19 protein-coding genes are annotated in these 18,104 nt (G+C 33.2%); 6 read left to right on the forward strand and 13 right to left on the reverse strand.

Annotated features, from left to right (window positions below; all coding sequences use genetic code 11):
- The first annotated feature begins 6 nt into the window (after window positions 1-6).
- Window positions 7-900 (forward strand): metallophosphoesterase, encoded by an 894-nt coding sequence (locus tag WA327_RS07985; RefSeq protein WP_336068395.1) that lies wholly within the window; start codon window positions 7-9, stop codon window positions 898-900.
- 57 nt (window positions 901-957) lie between these two features.
- Here the strand turns inward: WA327_RS07985 and WA327_RS07990 are convergent, their stop codons facing one another.
- The 8 genes from WA327_RS07990 to trmB form a co-directional block, all read right to left on the reverse strand.
- Window positions 958-1,293, reverse strand: a complete 336-nt coding sequence (locus WA327_RS07990) for a ferredoxin (RefSeq protein ID WP_336068398.1) — start codon at window positions 1,291-1,293, stop codon at window positions 958-960.
- Window positions 1,294-1,325: 32 nt separating this feature from the next.
- Window positions 1,326-1,676: a four helix bundle protein gene (locus tag WA327_RS07995; protein WP_336068400.1), complete on the reverse strand. Its 351-nt coding sequence runs from the start codon at window positions 1,674-1,676 to the stop codon at window positions 1,326-1,328.
- Window positions 1,677-1,711: 35 nt separating this feature from the next.
- Window positions 1,712-2,764 (reverse strand): NAD(P)/FAD-dependent oxidoreductase, encoded by a 1,053-nt coding sequence (locus WA327_RS08000; protein ID WP_336068403.1) that lies wholly within the window; start codon window positions 2,762-2,764, stop codon window positions 1,712-1,714.
- 160 nt (window positions 2,765-2,924) lie between these two features.
- Window positions 2,925-3,164 carry a NifU family protein gene (locus WA327_RS08005; RefSeq protein WP_336068405.1) on the reverse strand — a complete coding sequence of 80 codons (240 nt, stop codon included), beginning with the start codon at window positions 3,162-3,164 and terminating at the stop codon, window positions 2,925-2,927.
- Window positions 3,165-4,304 (reverse strand): Mrp/NBP35 family ATP-binding protein, encoded by a 1,140-nt coding sequence (locus WA327_RS08010; RefSeq protein WP_336068407.1) that lies wholly within the window; start codon window positions 4,302-4,304, stop codon window positions 3,165-3,167.
- Window positions 4,305-4,548: 244 nt separating this feature from the next.
- A complete protein-coding gene (locus tag WA327_RS08015; protein ID WP_336068410.1) occupies window positions 4,549-4,878 on the reverse strand; it encodes an MGMT family protein in 330 nt (109 codons plus the stop codon).
- Entirely contained in the window at window positions 4,875-5,504 is a 630-nt protein-coding gene (locus tag WA327_RS08020; RefSeq protein WP_336068412.1) for a LysE family transporter, read from the reverse strand. Before WA327_RS08020 ends, WA327_RS08015 begins: the two co-directional genes overlap by 4 nt.
- 3 nt (window positions 5,505-5,507) lie before the next feature.
- The gene (gene trmB, locus WA327_RS08025) at window positions 5,508-6,182 is read right to left on the reverse strand and encodes a tRNA (guanosine(46)-N7)-methyltransferase TrmB (protein WP_336068566.1); all 675 of its coding nucleotides are present in this window, start codon (window positions 6,180-6,182) and stop codon (window positions 5,508-5,510) included.
- Between the two features lie 209 nt (window positions 6,183-6,391).
- Between trmB and WA327_RS08030 the strand changes: the two genes are divergently transcribed.
- Window positions 6,392-7,447 (forward strand): glycosyltransferase, encoded by a 1,056-nt coding sequence (locus WA327_RS08030; protein ID WP_336068414.1) that lies wholly within the window; start codon window positions 6,392-6,394, stop codon window positions 7,445-7,447.
- Here WA327_RS08030 and WA327_RS08035 read toward each other — a convergent pair.
- Window positions 7,428-8,390, reverse strand: a complete 963-nt coding sequence (locus WA327_RS08035; protein WP_336068415.1) for an ATP-binding protein — start codon at window positions 8,388-8,390, stop codon at window positions 7,428-7,430. The two genes, WA327_RS08030 and WA327_RS08035, sit on opposite strands and share 20 nt — an antisense overlap.
- Window positions 8,391-8,469: 79 nt before the next feature.
- Window positions 8,470-9,153, reverse strand: a complete 684-nt coding sequence (locus WA327_RS08040; protein ID WP_027880886.1) for a response regulator transcription factor — start codon at window positions 9,151-9,153, stop codon at window positions 8,470-8,472.
- A gap of 270 nt (window positions 9,154-9,423) precedes the next feature.
- Between WA327_RS08040 and WA327_RS08045 the strand changes: the two genes are divergently transcribed.
- From WA327_RS08045 to WA327_RS08055, 3 genes are all read left to right on the forward strand, one after another.
- Window positions 9,424-11,790, forward strand: coding sequence for a lamin tail domain-containing protein (locus tag WA327_RS08045; protein ID WP_336068418.1), 2,367 nt, complete (start codon window positions 9,424-9,426; stop codon window positions 11,788-11,790).
- A 93-nt stretch (window positions 11,791-11,883) separates the two neighbouring features.
- On the forward strand, window positions 11,884-12,642 hold the full coding sequence (locus WA327_RS08050; protein ID WP_336068420.1) for a T9SS type A sorting domain-containing protein: 759 nt from the start codon (window positions 11,884-11,886) through the stop codon (window positions 12,640-12,642).
- 73 nt (window positions 12,643-12,715) lie between these two features.
- On the forward strand, window positions 12,716-13,696 hold the full coding sequence (locus tag WA327_RS08055; protein ID WP_336068422.1) for an acyl transferase: 981 nt from the start codon (window positions 12,716-12,718) through the stop codon (window positions 13,694-13,696).
- Window positions 13,697-13,905: 209 nt separating this feature from the next.
- On the opposite strand, the gene tyrS is transcribed toward WA327_RS08055, so the two are convergent.
- Entirely contained in the window at window positions 13,906-15,216 is a 1,311-nt protein-coding gene (tyrS, locus tag WA327_RS08060) for a tyrosine--tRNA ligase (protein WP_336068423.1), read from the reverse strand.
- Between the two features lie 86 nt (window positions 15,217-15,302).
- Between tyrS and WA327_RS08065 the strand changes: the two genes are divergently transcribed.
- Window positions 15,303-16,313: an NAD-dependent epimerase/dehydratase family protein gene (locus tag WA327_RS08065; RefSeq protein WP_336068426.1), complete on the forward strand. Its 1,011-nt coding sequence runs from the start codon at window positions 15,303-15,305 to the stop codon at window positions 16,311-16,313.
- Here the strand turns inward: WA327_RS08065 and WA327_RS08070 are convergent.
- Window positions 16,279-16,752: a DUF4296 domain-containing protein gene (locus tag WA327_RS08070; protein WP_336068428.1), complete on the reverse strand. Its 474-nt coding sequence runs from the start codon at window positions 16,750-16,752 to the stop codon at window positions 16,279-16,281. The two genes, WA327_RS08065 and WA327_RS08070, sit on opposite strands and share 35 nt — an antisense overlap.
- 5 nt (window positions 16,753-16,757) lie before the next feature.
- On the reverse strand, window positions 16,758-18,104 hold the full coding sequence (locus WA327_RS08075) for a dihydroorotase (RefSeq protein WP_336068430.1): 1,347 nt from the start codon (window positions 18,102-18,104) through the stop codon (window positions 16,758-16,760).

Below are 18,104 nucleotides of genomic sequence, written 5' to 3' on the forward strand. Positions count from 1 at the left end.
AAGATTATGTTTTCAGCAAAGAAAAGATTAGACAGAGCTTATCAAAATGCTCACGTTATTCCTTTTGATGACGACTCCAAATTTATATTATTTAGCGATTGTCATCGTGGTGATAATAGTTTTGCAGACGACTTTGCCAATAATCGAAACATCTATTACCACGCATTAAAGCACTACTACGTTGAAGGTTTTAATTATGCCGAACTTGGCGATGGTGATGAACTTTGGGAAAACATTTCTTTCTCCTCCATTTTAAACGCACATAAAAATGTTTATCATTTGATGCAACTGTTTCATAAAAAGAACCGTTTGCATATGATTTGGGGAAATCATGATATGGTATATCGTAATCCTGATACAGTTAAGAAAAATCTATCTACCTATTTTGACCCAAAAGTAGGCGAAGAAGTAGAACTTTTTGGCGATATCAAATATCATGAAGCTATTGTTTTAAAACACAAAGACACTAATCAAGAGATCTTTTTAACGCACGGTCATCAAGCAGATTGGTGGAATTATCTATTCTGGAAATGGAGTCGGTTTTTAGTTAGAATTTTATGGAAACCTTTAAACGTAATGGGAATTGCAGATCCAACAAGTCCTGCAAAAAACTACAAAGAATTAATTAAAGTAGAACGTCGTACCAAAAAATGGATTACCGACAACGACAACCTAATGACCATTGTTGGTCATACACACAGACCACGTTTTCCAGAACCTGGTGATATTGCTTTTTTTAACGACGGAAGTTGCGTACATCCAAGAAGCATCACAGGTATTGAAATAGAAAATGGTACAATATCTTTAATAAAATGGCAAATTGCTACTAAAGAAGATGGCACACTTCAAATTGTAAGAGTATTATTAGAAGGACCAAGAAGATTGGTAGATTATAGATAAAAAAATTCCTGCATAAAGCAGGAATCTATTTTATAATTTTGAACTTCTGTTGAAAATTTAAGATTCAGGAGCCAATTCTACTTCTAAGCCTTCTAATTCTGGCGTAATTTGTATTTGACAACCTAATCTTGAGTTATCTTTTACGTAAAAAGCTTCGCTTAGCATAGCTTCTTCATCATCTTGCATTTCTGGTAATTCGGTATCACTTAAAACATAGCATTGGCAGCTAGCACACATTGCCATACCGCCACAAATACCAATGGTTCCTTCTGGAGCAAGTTCGTAACTACGTACAACTTCCATTAAATTCATTGCCATATCTGTTGGTGCTACAACGTCATGTGTTACACCATCACGATCGGTAATTTTAATGTTGATATCTTGATTTTCCATTAAAAAAGTAATTAGTAATTAGTGGTAAGTAGTTAGTCCTTAATAGATTTAATCAAACCACGTAACATTTTTGAAATTTCATTAGTGTTTTCAATAAGGCTATTAGCCTTATTTTCATTTATATAATTTAGTCGAACAGAAAGATATAACATAGACCTAACTTCACTATTTGATGACAGTGAAAAATATAGAAATCTTTTAAAATCTGCATTTGAGTTTCTGTCAAAACCTTCAGCTATATTATTTGATATAGAAACAGCAGCTCGTTTAATTTGATCTCTAAACGAGAAGTCTTTATTTTCTTGAAAATGAGCATAAATTTCTACAGCTAAATCTTGAGACTTTTGCCAAACTAACAATTCTTCAAATTTTAAAACAGCCATAAAACTTTATACTTGTTCCTTGAAACTTACTACTCTTACTCTATTGCTTTAACAACTGCTTTTGGTGCTTCTTTACGTGTGCCATCAAAACCATCTACACCAGCAACGGTAGTATATTTTAATACATAACGTTTACCTGGATTAATAATTTGATAAGCAGATTGACACATTAAAGTTGCCTCATGAAATCCGCAAAGTATTAACTTTAACTTACCAGGATACGTATTTACATCTCCAATAGCATATATACCAGGAATATTAGTTTGATAGTCTAACGCATTGTTTACTTTAATGGCGTTTTTTTCTATTTCTAATCCCCAATCTGCAATTGGTCCTAGTTTTGGAGATAAACCAAATAATGGCACAAAATGATCACATTCCTTTTTGTAGGTTTTAGCATCTTGTTTAATGGTTACAGCTTCAATTTTTCCGTCACCTTCAACACCTATTACTTCTGCTGGTGTGATTAAATTAATTTTTCCTGCAGATTTTAATTCTTGTACTTTTTCTACTGAATCTAAATGACCTCTAAACTCATTACGTCTATGTATTAAAGTAACTTCTTCGGCTACATCACTTAAAAAGATACTCCAGTCTAAAGCAGAATCTCCTCCACCAGCAATAACAACCTTTTTACCACGGTACATTTCTGGTTCTTTAATCATGTACTCTACACCTTTATCTTCGTAATCTGCAAGATTATCAATTAAAGGTTTGCGTGGCTCAAAACTACCTAATCCACCAGCAATTGCAACTACTGGCGCATGGTGTTTTGTACCTTTATTTGTGGTAACAATAAATGTTCCGTCGTCTTGTTTTTCTATGGTATCTGCACGCTCTCCTAAAGTAAATCCAGGTTCAAATTGCTTGCATTGTTCCATTAATTTATGTGTTAAATCGCCAGCAAGAATTTCTGGATAGGCTGGGATATCATAAATTGGTTTTTTGGGATATATTTCTGAACATTGTCCACCTGGTTGTGGTAATGCGTCTATTAAGTGACATTTTAATTTTAATAATCCTGCTTCAAAGACTGCAAAAAGACCTGTTGGTCCTGCGCCTATGATTAGTATATCTGTTTTAATCATCTTTTAAAATTGTTTTGTGCAAATGTAAAAGGTTAATTTGTTGCGACTTATGACTTTTGTCAGCTTTACGCCTGCGTTAGCGATAGTAGTGGTTAGCTTTTGCCGAGGCTTGCATCGAGCCAAAACTAGTAACGAATAGCGCGACTCTTGTGGTAACGCCCTAAACACCAATATTTGTGACTTTTTCTATCTGCGGCGCGTACTTTTTTATAGTCATCTCTACACCAGATTTTAAAGTCATTTGGTTAACACTACACGAGGTACACGCGCCTTGAAGTTGCACGGTAACCTCGTTATTTTCTATGGAAATTAGCTCTATATCTCCGCCATCATTTTGTAAAAATGGACGAATTTCTTCTAAAGCTTTTTCTACGTTTATTTTTAGTTCTTGTGCTGTCATTTATTTTTTATTTACCGCAGAACAACCTGCCATAGTTGTAATTTTTATCGCTTCTGTTTCTGGTAGGTTTTCATTACGATTTACTACTTCTTGCACGACGCTTTGCGTTAATTTTTCAAAAGCTTTCTCTGTTGGTGTTGCTACTTGCATTGCTGCTGGACGACCAACATCTCCTGCTTCTCTAATGCTTTGTACCAAAGGAATTTCTCCTAAAAGTGGCACATCTAAATCTTCGGCAAGGTGTTTTGCGCCTTCTTTACCAAAAATATAATATTTATTGTTTGGTAATTCTTCTGGTGTAAAGTAAGCCATATTTTCTATGATTCCTAACACTGGTACGCTTATGCTGTCTTGCTGAAACATTGCAACTCCTTTTTTTGCATCTGCTAATGCTACATTTTGTGGTGTACTAACTACTACTGCTCCTGTAATTGGTAAGGATTGCATGATACTTAAATGGATATCTCCTGTTCCTGGTGGCAAGTCTAATAGTAAGAAGTCAAGCTCGCCCCAAGCGGCGTCAAATATCATTTGGTTTAAGGCTTTTGCAGCCATAGGTCCGCGCCAAATTACAGCTTGGTCTGGCTTTGTAAAGAATCCTATAGATAATATTTTTACACCGTAATTTTCTACAGGTTTCATTTTGGATTTACCGTCAACGGTTACAGATAATGGTTTTTCCATTTCTACATCAAACATGATTGGCATTGATGGCCCGTAAATATCTGCATCTAAAACACCTACTTTAAAGCCCATTTTTGCTAACATAATTGCTAGGTTAGCAGTTACTGTAGATTTTCCTACGCCACCTTTACCTGACGCTACTGCTACAATATTTTGAATACCTGGTATTGGCTTTCCTTTTATTGTATTTGCTTGTGGTTTTTCTGGTGCGTTAACTTTTATGTTGACTTTTATTTTTGCTTTTTCGTACACATTTTTGTGAATGGCTTGCAAAATTTCAACTTCTGTTTTTTTACGTGCTTGTAATGATGGATTTTTAATTGTAATATCAACAATAACTTCATCTCCAAAAGTAACAACGTTAGTTACTGCGCCACTTTCTACCATGTTTTGTCCTTCTCCTGGAACTGTTATCGTTTCTAATGCTTTAAGTATATCTTGTTTGCTTAACTTCATCTTTAAAATTTTATGCTAAACATCAATTTTTAGCGTGTTTTATCAAGAATGATTCTAAAATGCAAATATACTATATATTGAATGAAGTTAGCCTTTTGTAACTGGAAGTTTTTTATGGTGAAATAAGGGAAATTTATGGGAGAAAAAATATCAAATTCCAAAAGCTAAATTCCAAAAAAATGAAATTTGTAATTATTTGTAAATTTTTGAAATAATTACTTTAAGGAAACCCTTGAAATAAATACTACAAACTTTCAACAGGATCCCAAAACACCATTTCAAAATTTTGAATTTGGTTATCTTTCACCTTAATACCTTCGCTTTCTAACAGCTGTTGCATTAGGTTAGTGCCTTCAAAATGATGCTTTCCTGTTAGCAAACCTTTTCTGTTTACCACACGATGTGCTGGCACGTCTTTTCCTGTAGAACCATTCATAGCGTAACCGACTAATCTCGCACTTCTTTTTGCTCCTAAATAACTGGCAATTGCACCATAAGACGTTACTCTTCCGTAAGGAATTTGCCTAGCTACCTCATAAACCTTCTCATAAAAGCTTAAGGTTTCTGGTTTCATAAGTCTTTAATGATATTAATTAGCGTAACTATAGCTATAACAGCGGTGATGATACCGATGCTGTAATTCATATTTTTTTGAGACTTTATACGTTTGCTTTTTATTTTTTCAAATAAAAACACGTACACATAAAGCATCACAAATGTACCTGTTGCCGCACCTGCGACGTAAGATGTAATACCAATATTATCAAAAGTAAGCCAACCAAAACCTGCTAAAGTCAAACTCATATAGGCTTGATACGGAATTGGAAAAACATTTAAAGCAGACAATAACATACCATAAAAAAAGCGACTTTGTTTGCTACGTCTTGTCTGTTCTATTTTTGGTTGTGGTTTCTTTTTAGCTAAAACAAAAAAGTAAATGGCAATTAGTACAAAAAGCACAAAAGCAACACGCTGAAGTACTTTAATAACTTCTGGATGTTTACTTAAATATCTAGCAAAAATGACAGCTATTAACGTTTGAAAAATCACAACTAGACATACACCCATCGAAAAAACCAAACCACGGTTATAGCCTTCTTTTAAGCTAATTTTTGCTGCTGTCATATTAAGCAAACCTGGTGGTATAACACCTACTAATGCAATAATTAGACTTAAGAAAAATGTAATTGTAAGGCCCAAAGGTTATTTTATTTTAAATCTAATATACGTAATTGGTTTGTTTTGTTCTAAATATTGACCTTCGTAAAAGGTTTGTATACTTGTAACTTCTTCTGGACTTCCTTCTTGTCTATACACATCGTTGTTAGAGTACAACACTTCATGCCCTTCTCCATGTAACAGACCTAAGGTGTAACCGTGCATAAACTCTGAGTCGGTTTTAAGATTCATCACTCCTTCTGGTTTTAGTACTTTTTTGTACCGTTTTAAAAACTCAGAATTGGTCATACGGTGTTTTGTACGCTTGTATTTTATTTGAGGATCTGGAAAAGTAATCCAAATTTCGTCTACTTCATTTTCTGCAAAAACGTATTCTATTAATTCTATTTGCGTACGAATAAATGCTGCATTTGGTATATCTTCTTCTACTGCAGTTTTTGCGCCTCTCCAAAAACGCGCACCTTTAATATCTATACCAATAAAATTTTTATTAGGATATTGTTTTGCTAAAGCCACAGTATACTCGCCTTTACCACATCCTAACTCTAAAACAATTGGGTTGTCGTTTTTAAATACTTGATCATTCCATTGTCCTTTGTATTGGTAAACCTCATCTACCAATTGACTTCTTGTTGGTTGAAATACATTATGAAATGTTTCGTTTTCTTTAAATCGTTTTAGTTTGTTTTTACTTCCCACTTGTTTTAACAATTTGTTATTTATGGCGTAAAATTAAGGAAATATACCTTAGCAGTATTATACTTATCTTTGAAATTAGCTTTTTTGCGTTAAGGATGGAAGTGACATCCTTTTTTTGCTGCCATATATGGCAAAAAAAGATATAACGGACAGCCTGACCGCTTGCACTGAGCGGAGTCGAAGTGTGTGGTAACGCCCAAATTTTTATAATGAAAAAACGAATTCTTGTTGCACCACTTAATTGGGGAATTGGTCATGCTACACGCTGCATACCTATTATTAATGCACTTATTGAACAAAATTTTGAACCCATTATTGCTACAGATGGTGCTGCTTTAGCATTGCTAAAAAAAGAATTTAAACAACTAATTTTTATAGAGTTACCCGCGTACAACATTACTTATTCTAAGTCTAAATCTAGTTTTAAATGGCGATTGTTTAGGCAATTACCAAAAATTAAAAAAGCCATCTTAAAAGAACATTTGGCGATTAAAAAAATTGTGCACGAGTATGCTATTGAAGGTATTATCTCGGACAACAGAATGGGTGTGTATTGTTCTAAAATTCCGTCTGTTTTTATAACGCATCAACTTAATGTGTTAAGCGGAATGACTACAAAATTAAGTACATCTTTACATGATTATTATCTAAAAAAGTTTGATGAATGTTGGGTACCAGATTTTGAAAACTCGCCAAATTTAAGTGGAAAATTAGGTCATGATTTTAATACAAAATTGTTACCAATAAAATATATTGGTGCTTTAAGTAGACTGAAAAAAGAAGTTGTAAAATCTGAATTTGACATCATGGTTTTACTCTCTGGTCCTGAGCCACAACGTGGATTATTAGAGAAAAAACTATTTGTTGAATTAAATGATTTTAAAGGTAATATCTTGTTTGTAAAAGGTAAGATTGAAGGTGAACAGCGTATTGAAAAAAAGCAACAGTTTACTATTTACAATTTTATGACATCTGCAGATTTACAACAGGCATTAAATAGTAGTGATTTTGTTATTTCACGCTCTGGATACACCACTGTGATGGATTTAGCCAAATTAGGTAAAAAAGCATTTTTTATACCAACACCAGGACAATTTGAACAAGAATATTTAGCTGAAAATTTACAAACACAAGGTATAATACCTTCTTGTAACCAAAAAGAATTTTCTTTAAAAAAACTTGAGAAGCTTGATAATTTTACTGGGTTTGATGCTCTAGATTGCAATACAGATTTTGAAAGTTTGTTTAAGCTTTTTCAAGCGTAAAAGAAAACTCGCTACCTACGTTTACTTCACTTTCTACATAGATTTTTTCGTCGTGAGCTTCTATAATATGTTTTACTATAGATAGACCTAAACCAGATCCACCTTCTTTACGTGATCCGCTTTTGTCTACACGATAAAAACGCTCAAAAAGTCTTGGTAAATGTTCTTTACCAATACCTTCGCCATTATCGGTTACTCTAACAATAACCTTATTTTTTATTAGTTTTTCTATACTAATTTCTGTGGTTCCGTTTTGATGTCCGTATTTAATAGAGTTTACTACTAAGTTAGTTAATACTTGTTGGATTCTTTCTTCATCGCCTTTTACCATGATTGGCTCTTTGTAATCCATATCAAACATTAAACTAATTTTTTTCTTAGCCGCTTTCATTTCTAATAAATCAAAAACGCTTCTTACTAAATCTACAATATCAAAAGTGGTAATGTTTAGACGTAAATCTCCAACTTCAAGTTTGGTAATCATGTCTAAATCTTTGACAATATATATTAATCGTTCTACACCTTTGTTGGCTCTTTCTAGATATTTTTCGGCTACGTTTTTATCTTTCATTGCGCCATCAAGCAATGTTTCTATATAACCTTGTACTGTAAATAATGGTGTTTTAAGCTCGTGAGATACATTTCCCATAAACTCTTTACGGTATTCTTCTCTTACTTTTAAGGTTTCAATTTCTAACTTTTTGTCTTTGGCATATTTATCTATTTGCCTGGTTAGCGTAGCCATGTCTGTAGTTATGCTATCTTTTCTAAAACTTGCAGACTCTAATAAGGTTAGATCTTTGTAAATCTTATTTATTCTTTTATAAATGAATTTTTCTACTCTAAACTGAATAATTAAAAAGGAAAATGCATAGGTAAAGAAAGTGAAAAATAATACGTGTAGTATGTTTAGAGTATAGAACATATACAAAAAAACACTCATTAAGAGCGTTAAAAATACGGTGATTAAAAACGAAGTTTTTAATGCAAACTTGTATGTTTTTTTTAGTTTCAAATAAAGGTTATTCTACAAATTTATAGCCAACACCTTTTACAGTTTTAAAGCTATCGTCGCCAATTTTTTCTCTTAGTTTTCTTATGTGTACATCTATGGTACGTCCACCAACTACGACTTCGTTACCCCAAACGCGGTCTAAAATATCTTCTCTTTTAAAGACTTTTCCTGGTTTTGATGCCAACAAAGATAAGAGTTCAAATTCTTTTCTTGGTAAAATAATCTCTTCGTTTCCTAAAATAATCTTGTATTCGTCTCTATTAATGGTAAGTTTACCAATTTTTATAACCGATTGGTTAGTATCTTCAGATTTTAATCGTCTTAAAAGTGCTTTTACTTTACTAATTAATACTTTTGGTTTAATTGGTTTAGTAATATAATCGTCTGCACCAGCATCAAAACCTGCTACTTGAGAGTAGTCTTCGCCTCTTGCGGTTAAAAAAGTAATAATTGTGCTGCTTAATTCTGGTACTTTTCTAATAGCTTCGCAAGCTTCAATACCATCCATTTCTGGCATCATCACATCTAATATAATAAGGTGTGGTTTTTCTTTTTTTGCTTTTTTAACAGCTTTAATACCGTTATCTGCAGTAATGACTTGGTAACCTTCTGCACTTAAATTATAGCCTACTATTTCAAGAATATCTGGCTCGTCGTCTACTAAAAGAATTTTAATATCTTTCTTATTCATCAGAATGACTTTGTGTTAAAATAATAACGTAAAGATAAAATTATTAAAATTAAATTATCTATTTAATCCATTGATAACAATTAAATAACATTAATTACAACTTATAACCTAACCTAAGTTTTTAGGTTTATGTAATTTACAATCTTTTGCTTACCAAGTAGTTAAAATATCATGTTATATAATTGTAAAAAATAGTATTAGTGTTTTGTAACTTACTTGTAAGACAAAAATCTGTGTATATTTGTAACTCACAATTTATAACTATTAATTATGAAAAAATTTTACTTTTTACTTTTAACGGTTTTATCACTATCATTTGTTTCTGCACAAGGAACAATTGACTTTGATACCGACGGAAACTGGAGTCCAGCACCTTCTGGGTATGGAGACTACACTTACACTGATACAAACTTCACTGCAACTGGTGTAGATGTGTTAAGAAATACAACTTCTGCACAAGATGGCTTTTCTGGTGCTTTCGGAACATATTCTTTTAGATTAAGAAATAATTCAGGTACATCCCTAACAATGATTGTTGGATCTGGTGGAATTGGAACATTTTCTTTTCAAGCTAGACGTTGGGACGGAAATCCTGCTACAAATTTTACTGTTGAAACAACTACTGATAACGGTGCTTCTTGGAGTACATCTTCTGTAATTGATGCTACTGTTACAGATGATTCTGATTGGAAAACAATTAACGGTACAATAAACAGTGCTAACTCTAATGTTGGAGTAAGAATTATATCTAATGGAACAACAGAAAGAATAATGGTTGACAACTTTACTTGGACAGCTTTTTCTACATCTTGTGGTGTAACTTTTGATAGTGCGTCTTACATCTGTAATACAAATGTTATAGGTGACAATAACGATAGTGTTACTGTACAAATCCCTTACACAGGTCTTGATGCTGCAGTTACGGCTGTAACAACTACTTCTGGTGGTACAGTTGGTGGAGATGATCCTGCTGTAACTACTGACGGAATTATTACAATTACAGGTTTAACTGAAGGTGACGCTTGGGATATTAACCTAGTTGGTGGTGATTGTGGAGCAATAACTGCTTCTGGTACGATAGCTGCCGATTTATGTGACCCAACTCCAAACACTTGTTTTGATTTAAGTAATGGTACAGAATTATTCGAACTTGTTGCTGTAACAACAAACTCTAGTGGTAACAACAACGGTACTTGGTCTGAATCTGGCGGAACATACTCTGCTAACGCTTTTTGTGGTGGTGGATGTGCTGAGCCTGTAGAAAGCTGGTTAGTATTTGGTCCTTTAGATATGACTGGTGTAACAGATTTAACTTTAGCGTTTGATGCTGCTGAAGCTTTTGGTGTAACAGATTTAAATATTGCTTATACAGATGCTTACTCTGGTTGCCCAACTGGATCTTCTTGGACAACTGCTCAAACAATAACAGCTGCTGGTTCTTACGAGGTAGACTTAACTGCTGCTACTGGTACAGATGTGTATATCGGTATTCAATATATTGATGATGGTGCCGATGGTTATTCTGGTTGGGACTTATCAAACGTATCTTTAGATGCTTTTGGAGCTTGCCCAACTTTAGGAACAAGACCAACTTCTAACTGTGCGGTTTGTGATTTAATATTAGGTGAAGAAAATATCGTATGTTTAGGTAACACTACTGGAGCTGGAAACGATATGGTAACTATTGAAATTCCTTATACAGGTGTTGAAGGTACTATTACTTCTTTATCAACTACTTCTGCTGGTACAATTGGTGGTGATGATCCTGCAACTGTAACAGACGGAACAATTACAATTACTGGTTTAGGTGAAGGTGATGCTTGGGATTTAACAATTAACGGTGGTGACTGTGATGGTACAACTATCTCTGGTACTGTTTTTGCAACTAACTGCGATCCTTCGTTCTTAGTAATTAATGAGATTTTATCTGATCCAGATGCAACTACAGGTGATGCTAACGGAGACGGAACTGTTGACACTTCTCAAGATGAGTTTGTAGAATTATACAACACAGGTACTGTAGCAATAGATTTAACAGATTACATTATTGCAGATGGTGTTTCTGATAGACACGTATTCCCTGCAGGAACAATGTTAGCACCTAACACATTTATAACTGTATTTGGTGGCGGTACGCCAACAGGTATTAGCGGTATGTCTCAAGTTGCTTCAACTGGAGGATTAGGATTAAACAATGGTGGTGATACTGTAACTATTAAAAATGCTGGCGGTGTAACTGTTGCAGAATATACTTATGGTAGTGAAGCTGGAAACAATCAGTCTATTGCAAGAGAACCAGACTTTACTGGTGCTTTTGTACAACACTTATCACATACTACTACTCCTGTTCAATTCTCTCCTGGTTCAGAAAATGATAATCCTGCATTATCAAACACAGAGTTTGAACAAGCTAACTTTAGCATTTACCCTAACCCAACAAACAAAGGTTATGTAAACATCAAAACAACGTCTAACAGCGCTGTAAACGTAACTGTGTTTGACTTATTAGGTAAAAAAGTAATCACTAAAACACTAAGTAATGATACATTAAACGTATCTAACTTAAAAGCTGGTGTGTACTTATTAAACATAGAACAAAACGGAGCTTCTACGACTAAGAAGTTAGTTATAGAATAAAAGCTATATTAAGCTATTGTTAAAAGAGAGTTATCTACAATTAGATAACTCTTTTTTTTTGCTAGATTTGAACTGAATTTAAATAAAACACACATGAAAAAATTTTACTTTTTATTTTTAGCTTTTATAGCTACCACTACTTTTTCTTTTGCTCAGAATGAATTATCTAATGGAAGTTTCGAAAACTGGACAGGAACTGGCTCAACTGACATACCTCTTAATTGGCATGGAGATAGATCTAGTATAGCACTATCTGCAGTAACCGAAATAACAACTGATGCCCAAGATGGAAGTTCAGCTGTAGCATTAAGCGAGACTGGTACAAACCATAAACGATTTACAAATGAAGCTATAACAGCTACCAATGAAGAATATAAACTAAGTTATTACTATAAAGGTAATGGACAACTTAGAAATGCATACCATGATGGTAGTTATTCTTCTTATGAACCTTACACTGACGTAAACACTACAACTTGGACTTTAATGGAGTATACTTTTACTCCTAATGCAGGTAATTTAGAAGTTATTTTCTCTGTAAGAAACACATCTGGAGATGGTGTATTAATCGATAATGTAACTTTATTAAAAACAGCAACTCTTTCAAACAAAAACTTTGAAACTGCAGAATTTTCTGTATATCCAAATCCTGTAACAAACGGTTTTGTTAACATTAAAACTACATCTAACGATGCTATTAACGTAACTGTTTTTGATGTTTTAGGTAAACAAGTTGTTAAACAAACATTAACGACTAACCGTTTAAACGTATCTAACTTAAAAGCTGGTATGTACTTATTAAACATCGAACAAAACGGAGCATCTACGACTAAAAAATTAGTGATTGAGTAATCCTTATTTGATATAAATTTTAAAAGCGTTGCTATTGGCAACGCTTTTTTATTTTCTATACTTTTGTAATCCTATGATAAATACAAAAGACATCTTTAACATTACTACAGAAGAGGCGTTTAAAACACAAGCTTTAAACGTGTTTAAATTTCAGTACGAAAACAATAACGTGTATCGTTCTTTTTGTGATTTATTGTACAAAAACCCAAGTGATGTTACAGCACTACATCAAATACCGTTTTTACCTATTCAGTTTTTTAAATCGCACGACGTTTTAAGCGCTAACACACCAACCGAAATTACTTTTTCTAGTAGTGGTACTACAGGACAAATAACAAGCAAACACCATGTTACCAATTTAAAGGTTTACGAAGACAGTTTTAAAAAAGGATTTGCACATTTTTATGGTAATGTAGAAGATTATACCATCTTGGCGTTATTACCTAATTATTTAGAACGCGAAGGATCGTCTTTAGTCTATATGGTAGATCATTTAATTAAAAACTCTAAACAGCCTAAAAGCGGATTTTATTTAAATAATTTAGACGAATTAAAAGACACTTTACTTCAACTTGAAAATGAAGGCAAAAAAACGCTATTAATAGGTGTGTCTTTTGCGCTATTAGATTTGATTGAACGTTATCAATTCAGCTTAAAAAACACCATTATTATGGAAACTGGTGGCATGAAAGGCAAACGTAAAGAATTGATAAGAGAAGAATTGCATCAACTACTAAAATCTGGTTTTGGTGTTGACCAAATACATAGTGAATATGGTATGACCGAACTTTTAAGTCAAGCGTATTCTAAAGGTAATGGTGTATTTACTTGTCCACCTTGGATGAAAATTTTAACTCGTGATACCGAAGATGCCTTAACCGTTTTTGATACCGAAAAAACGGGAGGAATAAACGTTATTGATCTAGCTAATGTTAACTCGTGTTCTTTTATTGCTACTCAAGATTTGGGCAGACAACTACCAAACGGAAAATTTGAAATTATAGGACGTTTTGATAATAGTGATATTAGAGGCTGTAACCTAATGGTTTTGTAAGGGTTACCTAAAATATACGACCAACTAAAGTATGAAGAAGAAAAGTTAGTTTTAGTTGGTTAACTAATTTTTTGAAAAAAGCCTGTCTTCAAACTATTGAAAACAGGCTTTTAATTTTATTTACATTTTTTAAGTATAGTGTCAGGTCTAGCGCAGTTGAGACTTTTTTTAATTTAATCAAGACTTCTCGACTTCGCTCTAAGCAACAATTAAACCACTTTTATAATAAAGGTCTTTTTCTTACCTCTATTAATAACAACATACTTATCGTTAATTAAATCTTCTGTCGTTATGGTATAATCTTCACCAACTTTGTCTTTATTAACAGCTACCGAGTTTTCTTTTAACGCACGACGTGCTTCGCCATTACTTGCTAAAAAGTTAGTCTCGGCAGACAGAGCTGCAATCATATCTAATCCAGCGTCTATTTTATCTTTACTTACCTCAGCTTGTGGCACACCTTCAAAAACATCTAAAAATAAACTTTCGTTTAACTGCTTGATATCGTTTTTAAAGTCTTTACTAAACAAGATTTGAGATGCTTTTACTGCATTTTCGTATTCGTCTTTACTGTGTACAAATGTTGTTACCTCTTCAGCTAACTTTTTCTGTAAAGCTCTAAAACCAGGGTTTTCTTTATGTTCTGAAATTAAAGCATCAATTGTGTCTTTATCTAAAAACGTAAAGATTTTAATATACTTTTCTGCATCTTCATCTGTAGTGTTTAACCAAAACTGGTAGAATTTGTAAACGCTAGTTTTATCGGCATCTAACCATACGTTACCACCTTCACTTTTACCAAATTTAGATCCGTCTGCTTTTGTAATTAACGGGCAAGTCATAGCGTAAGCTTTTGCGGTATCGTCACCAACATTCATACGTCTAACAAGCTCGGTTCCTGTGGTGATATTTCCCCATTGGTCGCTACCTCCCATTTGTAATTTACACCCCATGGTTTTGTGCAAATGGTAAAAATCATACCCTTGGATTAATTGGTAAGTAAACTCGGTAAAGCTCATACCAACACTACCTTCGTCGCCACTCAAACGCTTTTTTACAGAGTCTTTTGCCATCATGTAATTTACGGTAATACGTTTACCTACATCGCGTGCAAAGTCTATAAAGCTAAAGTCTTTCATCCAATCATAGTTATTGACTAAAACTGGCGCATTTTTTTCATTTGAATTAAAATCTAAAAAGCGAGACAGCACATTTTTAATACCTGCAACATTGTGATTTAGCGTTGCTTCGTCTAATAAATTACGCTCGTCACTCTTTCCTGAAGGATCACCAATCATACCTGTTGCACCACCAACTAAAGCAATTGGTTTATGTCCTGCTTTTTCTAAATGCACTAATAAAATAATAGGCACCAAACTACCAATATGTAAAGAATCTGATGTTGGATCAAACCCTATATAAGCAGTAGTCATTTCTTTATCAAGTTGCTCTTCTGTTCCAGGCATGATGTCGTGCACCATACCTCTCCATCGTAATTCTTCTACAAATGCGTTAGCCATTTTAAATTATTTTATTAATGAAGTCGCAAAGATAAAAATAGTGTCATAAAAAGTGTACAATATCTTATATTTATTACTTTAGTAGCATGATTTTAGTCACTGGAGGAACGGGATTAGTTGGCGCACATTTGTTGTTTCATTTATTAAATGAAAACAAACAAATACGTGCTATTTATAGAAATGAAAAGAAGTTTGAAAATGTCAAACGTATTTTTAGCTATTATAGTAAAGATGCAGACACTTTATTTAATAAAATTGAATGGGTTGAAGCCGATCTAAATAACATTCCGCAACTTACTGAAGCTTTTAAAGACATCACACATGTCTATCACTGCGCTGCTTTTGTAAGTTTTGAACCTGATAAATTTGATGTACTAAAAAAAACAAATATAAAAGGTACTGCTAATGTTGTAAACTTTTGCATTAGCAACAAAGTGGAGAAATTATGTTATGTAAGCTCTATTGCTGCTCTTGGATCTTCTCTAAAAAATGAGGTTATTACTGAAGAAACAGAATGGAATAAAGAAATAGACAACAGCGTATACGCCATCACTAAATATGGTGCAGAACTTGAAGTTTGGCGTGGTACTCAAGAAGGTTTAGATGCAGTAATTGTTAATCCTGGAGTAATTATTGGACCTGGTATTTGGCGTTACGGTAGCGGTAGTTTGATAAAAATGATTTACAACGGATTAAAATATTACACTACAGGATCTACTGGATATGTAGATGTAAATGACGTTGTAAAAGCTATGATTCAACTTGTAAAAAGTAATCACAAAAACGAACGTTATATACTAGTGTCTGAAAATTTAAGTTTTAAAGCATTTTTTACTAAAACAGCTAATTATTTAGGAGTAAAACCACCACAAAAAGAAGCAAAACCTTGGTTGTTAAATATTGCTTGGCGTCTGGATTGGTTAAAACATAAGTTGACAGGAAAGCGCAGAGTACTTTCTAAGCAAACTGCAAAAAGTGCTTTAACTGAAACAAATTATAGTAATAAGAAAATTAAGGAAGCTATTGGTTTTGAATTTTTACCAATGGATAAAAGTATTGAAATTACTTCTTCTTACTTTTTAGATTCCTTAAAATAGAATCTCTCTTGAAATTAGGTTTTTCTTCTTTTAGGAGTTCTTGATTAGATTTCAATTCTTTTTTCTTGTCTTCTATCTTTTTTGCTTCTTCTTTTTGTAGCTCTTTATACTTGTCTCTTAATATTGTTAAGCTGTCTTTTACCTTGTCGTAAATCTTATCGTAGACTTTAATGTCATGTGCATAGTAGTTATTACTATTAGCAAATTGCGTACTATCTATACCATGTTTTTTGTAAATGTACGCAACTGGTGTAATACCATTATTTTCTAGCATACGCTTGTTGATACCTTTTGCCGAAGACATAATAGAGATTTCAACCAACACATCAACCATTTGATCTTCAGAGATTAAATCTTTTGGTTTTTCAGGTTTTTCTATGTCATAGCAAGACACAAAAAGTATCAAGACTAAAAGGTATATTAAGCTGCTTTTTTTCACTTTAATTATCTATCGAAAGTTAATCGTTTAGCATATTTTGTATCGTAAAACTTGAAATTTTTATAAGCTAATCCTCCATTAACAAATGTATGTGTTATTCTTGATTTAAAGGTTGTTCCTTCAAACGGCGACCAACCACATTTGTATAAAATATTGTCTTTATTAACGGTCCAAGGGTTATTTAGGTTTACAATTACTAAATCTGCGTAGTAACCTTCTTTTATAAATCCGCGTTTTTCTACATCAAATAAAATGGCTGGATTATGACAAAACTTTTCTACAATTTTTTCTATTGAAATATCACCTTCATGATGCATTTCTAATAAAGCTGGTAATGCGTGTTGCACTAATGGTCCACCAGAAGGTGCTTGCGTATATACATTAGATTTTTCTTCAAACGTATGTGGCGCGTGGTCTGTAGCAATCACATCAATTTTATCGTCTAAAAGTGCTTTTAGCAATTGATCACGATCTTTTTCGGTTTTTACAGCAGGATTCCATTTTATTAGTGTTCCTTTTTCGTCATAATCTTTATCGCAAAACCATAGGTGATGTATACAAACTTCGGCTGTAATCTTTTTATCCTTTAACGGAATACTGTTATCAAACAACTCGGTTTCTTTTCCTGTTGAAAGGTGAAACACGTGTAATCTTGCACCTGTTTTTTTAGCTAATTCTATTGCTTTTGATGACGATAAATAACACGCTTCTTCACTTCTAATAATTGGGTGAAAATGTACTGGAATATCATCTCCGTAACGTTCTTTATAAACTTCTAAATTGGCTTTAATAGTCGCTTCATCTTCACAATGCACAGAAATTAATAGGTCTGTACTTTTAAAGATTTTTTCTAAAACTTCAGGATTATCTACAAGCATATTTCCTGTAGAAGATCCCAAGAATAATTTTAATCCTGCTACTTCTTTTTTATTGACTTTAAGAATTTCTTCTAAATTATCATTTGTACCACCAAACATAAATGAGTAATTAGCCCAAGATGTTTTAGCAGCACGATCAAATTTATCGTTTAAAGCCTCTATTGTTGTGGTTTGCGGATTGGTATTTGGCATTTCTATAAACGACGTAATGCCGCCAGCAATAGCTGCTCTAGATTCGCTTTCTATATTTGCTTTGTGCGTTAAACCTGGTTCTCTAAAATGAACCTGATCGTCTATTGCACCTGGTAAAACGTATTGTCCTTCTGCATCAAACACGTTAACATCTGCAGATTTTGGACTAATAGATGGTGCGATTTTGGTAATAATTTCGCCTTCTATTAAAATGTCTCCGTTAACGATTTCTCCTTCGTTAACAATTTTTGCATTTTTTATTAAAGTGATTTTTTGGTGCAT

Source organism: Mesoflavibacter sp. CH_XMU1404-2, from assembly GCF_037029465.1.
Taxonomy (GTDB): domain Bacteria; phylum Bacteroidota; class Bacteroidia; order Flavobacteriales; family Flavobacteriaceae; genus Mesoflavibacter.

Excerpts from the sequence above, each read along its gene's own strand:
- WA327_RS07995 (WP_336068400.1), bottom strand. The coding sequence starts at position 1,676 with ATGGCTGTTTTAAAATTTGAAGAATTGTTAGTTTGGCAAAAGTCTCAA.
- WA327_RS08050 (WP_336068420.1), top strand. The coding sequence starts at position 11,884 with ATGAAAAAATTTTACTTTTTATTTTTAGCTTTTATAGCTACCACTACT.
- WA327_RS08040 (WP_027880886.1), bottom strand. The coding sequence starts at position 9,153 with ATGAATAAGAAAGATATTAAAATTCTTTTAGTAGACGACGAGCCAGAT.
- WA327_RS07985 (WP_336068395.1), top strand. The coding sequence starts at position 7 with ATGTTTTCAGCAAAGAAAAGATTAGACAGAGCTTATCAAAATGCTCAC.
- tyrS (WP_336068423.1), bottom strand. The coding sequence starts at position 15,216 with ATGGCTAACGCATTTGTAGAAGAATTACGATGGAGAGGTATGGTGCAC.
- WA327_RS08065 (WP_336068426.1), top strand. The coding sequence starts at position 15,303 with ATGATTTTAGTCACTGGAGGAACGGGATTAGTTGGCGCACATTTGTTG.
- WA327_RS08075 (WP_336068430.1), bottom strand. The coding sequence starts at position 18,104 with ATGCACCAAAAAATCACTTTAATAAAAAATGCAAAAATTGTTAACGAA.
- WA327_RS08005 (WP_336068405.1), bottom strand. The coding sequence starts at position 3,164 with ATGACAGCACAAGAACTAAAAATAAACGTAGAAAAAGCTTTAGAAGAA.
- WA327_RS08045 (WP_336068418.1), top strand. The coding sequence starts at position 9,424 with ATGAAAAAATTTTACTTTTTACTTTTAACGGTTTTATCACTATCATTT.
- WA327_RS08055 (WP_336068422.1), top strand. The coding sequence starts at position 12,716 with ATGATAAATACAAAAGACATCTTTAACATTACTACAGAAGAGGCGTTT.
- WA327_RS08030 (WP_336068414.1), top strand. The coding sequence starts at position 6,392 with ATGAAAAAACGAATTCTTGTTGCACCACTTAATTGGGGAATTGGTCAT.
- WA327_RS08015 (WP_336068410.1), bottom strand. The coding sequence starts at position 4,878 with ATGAAACCAGAAACCTTAAGCTTTTATGAGAAGGTTTATGAGGTAGCT.
- WA327_RS08010 (WP_336068407.1), bottom strand. The coding sequence starts at position 4,304 with ATGAAGTTAAGCAAACAAGATATACTTAAAGCATTAGAAACGATAACA.
- WA327_RS08035 (WP_336068415.1), bottom strand. The coding sequence starts at position 8,390 with ATGAGTGTTTTTTTGTATATGTTCTATACTCTAAACATACTACACGTA.
- WA327_RS08000 (WP_336068403.1), bottom strand. The coding sequence starts at position 2,764 with ATGATTAAAACAGATATACTAATCATAGGCGCAGGACCAACAGGTCTT.
- WA327_RS07990 (WP_336068398.1), bottom strand. The coding sequence starts at position 1,293 with ATGGAAAATCAAGATATCAACATTAAAATTACCGATCGTGATGGTGTA.